A 7,002-nucleotide genomic window follows, 5' to 3' on the forward strand; every position below is an offset into this window, starting at 1 on the left:
GACCAGGTTTGACTAGGATGGGCGCGTTTAGCGATCTATCGCGGGAGGAACATGAAAATCCCGGTCTCGCGCCGAGCCTTGAGAGCTCAGGCGGAAGCCGGGCCGCTAATGCCGATGATGCGCCGTATCAACATGGCGCCTTCCATAGCAGCCGGGAGGGGAAATCGCAAAGCCCGGCGAGTGGACCATGCCGACATCATTGCGGATTTTTTTGAGGATACTAATGTATTGATTATTGGAGAGAATTCATGAGTACCGAGCCACCGGCCAAGGTTGCCGCCCTCGAAATCCAAATGCTCGTCGATCGGGTCTTCGGCGAAGCAAAAAAGGGTGAAGTTTGGTTGCAACGGCCCAATATGTATCTGTCAGGCCGAAAACCTGCTGACCTCCTAAACGATGAAGCGGGCGCGATGGTCGTCCGCGAAATGCTCGAGCGAATTGATCACGGAATCTTCGCGTGAGCCTGTGGCGTTCGTCTAGACTCGTGGATCAGCGCACCGACGTTGCCGAACTTCAACTCATCACGGACGTGGCCGGGCCGGGTTTCCGGCGACAATCTGGCCTGCGGCGACGTCCCGCGTGACTACGCTGCCGGCGCCGATTACGGCGTCGTCGCCGATCGAGACGCCGGGCAGGATGATGGCACCGCCTCCGATCCAGACGTCGCGGCCGATCCGCACCGGTCGGCCGAATTCGAGGCCGGTGCGCCGGGTCTCGGCATCGCGCGGATGGTCGGCGGCATAGATCTGCACGGCGGGCCCGATCTGGGTGCGGTCGCCGATAACGACCTCGACGATGTCGAGAATGACGCAGTTGAAATTGAGGAAGACCTCCTCGCCCACGTGGATGTTGTAGCCATAGTCGCAGAAGAACGGCGGACGGATCACGGCGCCCTTGCCGACATGGCCGAAATGTTCCGACAGCAGCGCGTGCCGTTCAGATGCCGGCGCGGCCAGGGCGGCGTTGTAGCGCGCGAGCCAGGCCTTGTTGGCGGCCGCATCAGCCTGCAATTCCGGATCGCCCGGACGATACAATTCGCCCGCCAGCATCTTCTGTTTTTCGGTCTTGCTCAATCGATCGCTCCGAGTTTCGGGAACGCCTCAGGGGCGGCGGCGAGTTGCGCCCTGGCGCGGGCGCTGTCGTCGTCCATCTGCAGGATCAACGCTTCAATGTTGTCGAATTTCAGCTCATCGCGGATAAAGCCGATGAAGGCGACGTCAAGCACATTGCCGTAGAGATCGCCCTTGAAGTCGAACAGGAACACTTCAAGCAATGGCGCGCCATTGTCGAAAGTCGGGCGGCGGCCGAAGCTGGCGACGCCGTCGATGCGCTCCGAACCGCGGCCGACGCGCACCGCATAGATGCCGTGCTTCAGGCCGCAATTCTTGTCGAGGCGGATGTTGGCGGTGGGATAGCCGAGATCGCGGCCACGTTTCTCGCCATGGATCACCTCGCCGGTGACGAACCAGGGACCGCCCAGCATGGCGTTGGCGTCCGCGATCTGGCCTTCCGCGAGCGCCATGCGGATGGCGCTGGAGGAAACCGGCCGCTCCTCGATATCGACATGCGCCTGGACATCGATCTCGATGCCGAGCCGCGGCGCCTCGGCAACCAGGAGGCTCGGTGAGCCGACGCGGCCCTTGCCGAAATGGAAGTCGTAGCCGACCGCGATCCCGCTGATGCCGAGCCGTTCGATCAGGTCATGGTGGATGAAATCCTGCGCGCTGGTGCCGGCGCGGCCCTTGTCGAAGGTCATCACCACTGCGCCCGCAAGCCCGGTGCCTGCGAGCAGGCGCAGCTTGTTGGTCTCATTGGTCAGGCGGAACTGCGGCGTGTTCGGGCTGAAAAAGCTGCGCGGATGCGGCTCGAAGGTCAGCGCCAGCGCAGGTTTCCCATGCGCCTCGCCCATTCGCAGGGCGGCCTCGATCACGGCGCGGTGGCCGAGATGGACGCCGTCAAAATTGCCCATCGCCACCACGGCCCCCCTCGGGATCGCGCTCTGCGGGGTATTGTCGCGAATAACGGTAAAACCGGTCGTCATTTTTTCTTGCGTTCTTCAGGAATTCTTAAGGTCGATTGATGCCGGCGGACGGTGGCTTGTTGGCCCCACAGAAGTCAAGCGGGCGAAATCGCGTCAAAACGGATGCAATCCGTCCCCGGCCGGTTAACGCGCTGTTTAACGCCTGATGCTACTGCTTGGGGTGAGGAATGCGGGCCGCGCAGGCCTGTCGGTTTTTCTTGCAAGCGTCAGTCGCGTGTTTTGGGGGAGAGAAGATGGCGGTTGATTTATCCATGTCGGTCCTGGTGGTTGATGACTACAGCACCATGATCCGCATCATCCGGAATCTTCTGAAACAGCTCGGTTTCGAGAACATCGACGACGCGTCCGATGGTTCCGCGGCGCTGAACAAGATGCGCGCCAAGAAATATGGTCTCGTGATCTCCGACTGGAATATGGAGCCGATGACCGGCTACGATCTGCTCAAGGAAGTCCGCGCCGATCCCAACCTCGCCACCACGCCCTTCATCATGATCACGGCGGAATCCAAGACCGAGAACGTGATCGCGGCCAAGAAGGCCGGCGTGAACAATTACATCGTCAAGCCGTTCAACGCGGCGACGCTGAAGACCAAGATCGAGGCGGTCTTCCCGGACATGGCAACGGCGTAAGTCCAAGCCTCCGCTTTATCAGTTTCGTCATGCCCGGGCTTGTCCCGGGCATCCACGTTCTTGGGCCGCGTGCGCGGAGACGCGTGGATGGCCGGGACTAGCCCGGCCACGACGGCGGAGAGAGGGCGCGCCCTCTCAACTCACTACCACCTCAACTCCCGGATCAGCGCCTTCGGCGGGTGGCCGAACAGCTCCGTCACCGAGGCCGGATCGAGCTGGTCGACGCCTTCGAACTCTTCGGAATGGATGCCGCGGGTCACGAACAGGCAGTCGATGCCAAAGCCCTTGGCGCCCGCAATGTCGGTGCGCACGGAATCCCCGATCGCCAGCACGCGATTGAGTTCGACCGGATGGCCAGCCCGTTCGGCCGCCAGTTGCATCGCGCGCTCGTAGATCGGCTGGTGCGGCTTGCCGTAGAAGATCGCTTCGCCGCCAAGCTCGCGATAGAGCTCGGCGATCGCGCCCGCGCAATAAATCAGCCGGTCGCCGCGCTCGACCACGATATCGGGATTGGCGCAAATCAGTGAAAGCTTGCGTTCGCGCGCCTTCAGGAGCATCGCGCGATAGTCTTCCGGAGTCTCGGTCTCGTCATCGAACAGGCCGGTGCAGATGATGTAATCGGCCTGTTCCAGCGGCGTCAGCGGCGCATCGAGGCCGCGGTGGATCGAGGAGTCGCGCTCCGGGCCGACCCAGTGGATCTTCTTGCCGGGATGCTCGGCGACGAAATGCCGGGTCAGGTCCCCGGACGAGACGATCGCATCATAGGTCTCGTCGGCCACGCCCAATTTGCGCAATTGGCGCTGCACCGAGTCGGCCGGCCGCGGCGCGTTGGTGATCAGGATGACGGTGCCGCCCCGCTGGCGGAACGTGTGCAGCGCCTCGCAGGCCTCGGGAAAGGACTCGAGCCCGTTATGCACCACGCCCCAGACGTCGGAGAGCACCACGTCGACGTCGCCAACGACATCGCGCAGCCGCTCGACAAAGTGAAGTGAGGTCATGATCGCGCGTTGCCTAGAGTGAAGTGATTGTTGCGTCGAGTGCCGTGGCCGCGGGCTCCCACCTCTCCCCAGCGGGGAGAGGTCGATTTGCTCCTGGCGATGCGAAGCATTGTCCAGCGCAAATCGGGTGAGGGGGTACAGGTTCCACGAGAGAGTGTAACCCCTCACCCGCGCCTTCGGCGCGACCTCTCCCTGTGGGAGAGGTGGGCACCTCCGAGGCGGCAACACGTTGCTCTAACTGCATCATGCCCTAGCCCGGGCCCACGACGCGGCGCGCAAGCGCGGCATTGCCGGTAACCCGCTGTGGCGGGTCGATGGTCGGGCTATTCTGGGGGAGGGGAGTGTTGGCGCCATTGGCTTCCTGCGGCTTGGGCGGCGAGGCCCCGGCGGTAGCAGATGCGCCTTCGGGCCGCAACGGCCGCGGCGGCGCGAACAGGAACCCCTGGCCGAACCGTACGTCGTAGTCGAGCAGGTCGACGACGGCGCGCTCGCCTTCGATCTTCTCCGCGATCAGATCGATGCCGTAGCGGCCGAGCAGGTCGGACAGATCTGAGGGGTGAATATCCGAGGTCGAGCTCTGCCTGGGATCGAGCAACAATGCCGCCGGCACCTTGATGAAGCGCACGCCGCGGTCGGCGAACTCGCGCGGCTCGAAACGGAGGTCGCCGACGTTATCGATCGAGAAGCGATAGCCGCGCTGCGACAGCGCGGCGAGATGCTCGCTCTCGGTCGGGCCGAGATTGCGGAAGGTCGACTGCTTGAATTCGAGCACGAAGGATGGGGCCAGCGCCCGATTGGCTTCGAGGAAATCCAGGCACTGGGTGAAATTGACGGCGTTGCCGAGCGTCGCTGCGGAGACGTTGCAGAACACGCCGACATCCTTGTTGCGGACCATCAGCCGGCGCAGCACCTGCACACAGCGCAGCATCACCATGTGGTCGATGCGCCCGATCAGGCCGCCGGCTTCCGCCGCGCCGATGAAATCGTCAGCGGCGATGATCTGGTCGCGCTCGTCGCGCAGCCGCGTCACCGCTTCATAGTAGCGCACCTTGCGCTGCGGCAGCGTCACCATCGGCTGCAGGTAGAGGTCGAGCCGGTTGGCCTCGATCGCATTCTTGATGGTGGTGAGGAACTGACCCTGGCTGCGCGAGGCCTCGATGGCCTCGGCCGGAGTGGATACCGCCGGTGCCGGCGCCGCTGAGAAAACCTGTGGGGCCGTCGTCAGAGCTGCGGCCCTCCACACGGTGCCAGCTACCGGAGCTGGAGCGGTAGCGCGTGGCTCCGGTTCCGGCTCTGCCGCGGGCCCACTCGAAGGCGCGCCCGCAGCGGTTGCCAGCATGTCTTCATGGCTGGCGACGGAGGCCGCAAGCTGCTTCACCAGATTGCCGAGCTCGTTGATTTCGCCGACCACGGCCTGCAGGCGGTCCGCGCTGGCGGAATTGGCCGACACCACGCGGCCCTCGACGGCGGCGAGCCGGCGGCCGAATTCGGCAACCTGGCGGGCGAGATCGGCGGTGCCGCGGGAGAGGTCCGCGATCTGGCCGCCGACATCGGAGCGGTCGCGCAGCCGCAGCGACACGGCATTGTAGAGGATCATGAAGGTCAACGCGGTCAGCGCCACGATGGCCGATTCGGTACCGCTGATGCCAGCGACCGAATAGAGCACAAGGCCAAGCGAGGCCGCGACCAGAACCATGCAGATGGCGATGAAGATCGTCGAAATGCGAATCATGTCCGCGCGTTACGCCCTTAAGTTTGGCTGTCCACCTCGGCTGTCCCACCCGGGAAAACACGGGCCTCTTAGGCGCGGTCTTGTCTGCGTTCCCCCAAGCGGGACTACTGTACCATCAAGTTTGATTCGGCAGGCTAGCGTTCTTTGGGAGGCTTACGAAACCGCCGGTCCAACCGTGTCGGCGACCTCGGCCTTGCGGGTGCCAAGCGGCTTCGGGCGGCCTATGGTTGTGTCCACCGCGGTCTGGTGCTCGATCTCCGCATTCAGCTCCGCACCCAGCAACATGATGCTGGTCGACATCCACATCCACATCATCAGCCCGATGGCCGCGCCAAGCGATCCATAGGTAGCCGTGTAGTTTCCGAAATTCGATAGATACCAGGACAGCGCCGCTGAGCCGGCGATCCAGAGCAGCGCGGAAGCCAGCGTCCCGATGCTGAGCCATTCCCAACGCGGCGCGCGGCGACTCGGTCCATACCGGTAGAGCACCGCGAGCCCGGCCGCCAGGATCAGGAACAGCAGCGGCCATCGCCCAAGGCTGACGAGAAGCTGGCTTTCGGGCTTCAGCCCAAGACGATCGAGCAGCAGGGGAAGCATGACCACCGCGCTCACCATCACCAGGAGGGCTGCGATCGCGCTGAGGGTGAGGGCGAGCGAGATCAGGTTCAATCGAATGAAGCCGCGTGTCTCGCGCTCGTCATAGGCGACATTGAGCGCATCGATCACGGCCTTCATTCCGGCATTGGCGCTCCAGACCGCGAGCGCCAGCCCGAACAGGAAGGTCGCGCCCAATTCTCCGGTGCCCTTCGCGAGCACCCGGCCGATCTGATCCTGCACGATCTGGAACGAGCCTTCCGGCAGCATCAGCGCCAATGTCTGAAGATTCCTGGTGATGGTCGAAGGATCGGCATAGAGCCCGTAAAACGAGACCAGCGCGGTGATGGTCGGGAACACCGCCAAGAGGCCGTAGAACACGACGCCTGCGGCGGTGGCGAGCAGGCGGTCGTCATTGATGCGCTGATAGCAGCGCCACAGGATGTCCTTCCAGCCCGCGAGCGGGATCTGGAGCGGGCTCTCCGCGCGGCGTCCCCTGCCGGGTTCGGCCAGTTCGCGGGCGAGACGGCCAGGCGCTCTCGCCGGGTCTATAGCGTTGTGGGCGGGCGCGGGCTTCGGATCGGGTTGAAGAAAGCGATGGACGAGAAGGAGCAGGATCGTCGTCGCCGCGATCAAGAGCCAATTCTCGCCCGGTCCGGGGCGCGCGTCGGACATCGGATTCCTCCAGCGAGGAGTTGTCCCTGTTCGGGATGAACGTGAGCCGGATTTGAATGTTCCGGAACGACGACCCCCTCCGTCATTCCGGGGCGCGCCTCTTGGCGCGAGCCCGGAATCCATTGCGCCGCATGTTCTGTGGTTGGATGGATTCCGGGCTCATCGCTTCGCGATGCCCCGGAATGACGGAGAAAAATTCGCGAGCGATTTCAACCTGATTTGCCCCGCCCTCGCGCGAAAAACATTTCGCTTCCGTCGTCGGGCAAATCAGTGATTTAACTCCGCGCGTCTCACGCGAATGAGGGGCGGGTCGCGATCGTCACGAACGTTGCG

8 protein-coding genes are annotated in these 7,002 nt (G+C 63.7%); 3 read left to right on the forward strand and 5 right to left on the reverse strand.

What is annotated here, in order from left to right; genetic code table 11:
- Positions 1-51 precede the first annotated feature (51 nt).
- Positions 52-252: a hypothetical protein gene (locus AC5ZGW_RS31495; RefSeq protein ID WP_130229846.1), complete on the forward strand. Its 201-nt coding sequence runs from the start codon at positions 52-54 to the stop codon at positions 250-252.
- Positions 249-461 carry an MbcA/ParS/Xre antitoxin family protein gene (locus tag AC5ZGW_RS31500; RefSeq protein WP_028163927.1) on the forward strand — a complete coding sequence of 71 codons (213 nt, stop codon included), beginning with the start codon at positions 249-251 and terminating at the stop codon, positions 459-461. The genes AC5ZGW_RS31495 and AC5ZGW_RS31500 overlap by 4 nt, the downstream gene beginning before the upstream one ends.
- A gap of 60 nt (positions 462-521) precedes the next feature.
- On the opposite strand, the gene AC5ZGW_RS31505 is transcribed toward AC5ZGW_RS31500, so the two are convergent.
- A complete protein-coding gene (locus tag AC5ZGW_RS31505) occupies positions 522-1,073 on the reverse strand; it encodes a sugar O-acetyltransferase (RefSeq protein ID WP_130229847.1) in 552 nt (183 codons plus the stop codon).
- Complete coding sequence (locus AC5ZGW_RS31510) at positions 1,070-2,041, reverse strand: bifunctional riboflavin kinase/FAD synthetase (protein WP_130229848.1); 972 nt, start codon at positions 2,039-2,041, stop codon at positions 1,070-1,072. Before AC5ZGW_RS31510 ends, AC5ZGW_RS31505 begins: the two co-directional genes overlap by 4 nt.
- A gap of 233 nt (positions 2,042-2,274) precedes the next feature.
- Between AC5ZGW_RS31510 and AC5ZGW_RS31515 the strand changes: the two genes are divergently transcribed.
- On the forward strand, positions 2,275-2,670 hold the full coding sequence (locus AC5ZGW_RS31515) for a response regulator (protein WP_028163924.1): 396 nt from the start codon (positions 2,275-2,277) through the stop codon (positions 2,668-2,670).
- Positions 2,671-2,813: 143 nt separating this feature from the next.
- Here the strand turns inward: AC5ZGW_RS31515 and AC5ZGW_RS31520 are convergent, their stop codons facing one another.
- The 3 genes from AC5ZGW_RS31520 to AC5ZGW_RS31530 all read right to left on the reverse strand — a co-directional run bounded on the left by AC5ZGW_RS31520 (position 2,814) and on the right by AC5ZGW_RS31530 (position 6,669).
- Complete coding sequence (locus AC5ZGW_RS31520; RefSeq protein WP_028163923.1) at positions 2,814-3,668, reverse strand: TIGR01459 family HAD-type hydrolase; 855 nt, start codon at positions 3,666-3,668, stop codon at positions 2,814-2,816.
- A gap of 250 nt (positions 3,669-3,918) precedes the next feature.
- The gene (locus AC5ZGW_RS31525) at positions 3,919-5,400 is read right to left on the reverse strand and encodes an EAL domain-containing protein (protein WP_130229850.1); all 1,482 of its coding nucleotides are present in this window, start codon (positions 5,398-5,400) and stop codon (positions 3,919-3,921) included.
- Between the two features lie 153 nt (positions 5,401-5,553).
- Positions 5,554-6,669, reverse strand: coding sequence for a YihY/virulence factor BrkB family protein (locus tag AC5ZGW_RS31530; RefSeq protein ID WP_130229851.1), 1,116 nt, complete (start codon positions 6,667-6,669; stop codon positions 5,554-5,556).
- Between the last annotated feature and the right edge of the window lie 333 nt (positions 6,670-7,002).

It is taken from the genome of Bradyrhizobium sp. Crot121, from assembly GCF_059512385.1.

What these genes read in the sequence shown, in the direction of transcription:
- AC5ZGW_RS31510 (WP_130229848.1), bottom strand. Translation starts at nt 2,041, where the DNA reads ATGACGACCGGTTTTACCGTTATTCGCGACAATACCCCGCAGAGCGCG.
- AC5ZGW_RS31525 (WP_130229850.1), bottom strand. Translation starts at nt 5,400, where the DNA reads ATGATTCGCATTTCGACGATCTTCATCGCCATCTGCATGGTTCTGGTC.
- AC5ZGW_RS31530 (WP_130229851.1), bottom strand. Translation starts at nt 6,669, where the DNA reads ATGTCCGACGCGCGCCCCGGACCGGGCGAGAATTGGCTCTTGATCGCG.
- AC5ZGW_RS31515 (WP_028163924.1), top strand. Translation starts at nt 2,275, where the DNA reads ATGGCGGTTGATTTATCCATGTCGGTCCTGGTGGTTGATGACTACAGC.
- AC5ZGW_RS31520 (WP_028163923.1), bottom strand. Translation starts at nt 3,668, where the DNA reads ATGACCTCACTTCACTTTGTCGAGCGGCTGCGCGATGTCGTTGGCGAC.
- AC5ZGW_RS31500 (WP_028163927.1), top strand. Translation starts at nt 249, where the DNA reads ATGAGTACCGAGCCACCGGCCAAGGTTGCCGCCCTCGAAATCCAAATG.
- AC5ZGW_RS31495 (WP_130229846.1), top strand. Translation starts at nt 52, where the DNA reads ATGAAAATCCCGGTCTCGCGCCGAGCCTTGAGAGCTCAGGCGGAAGCC.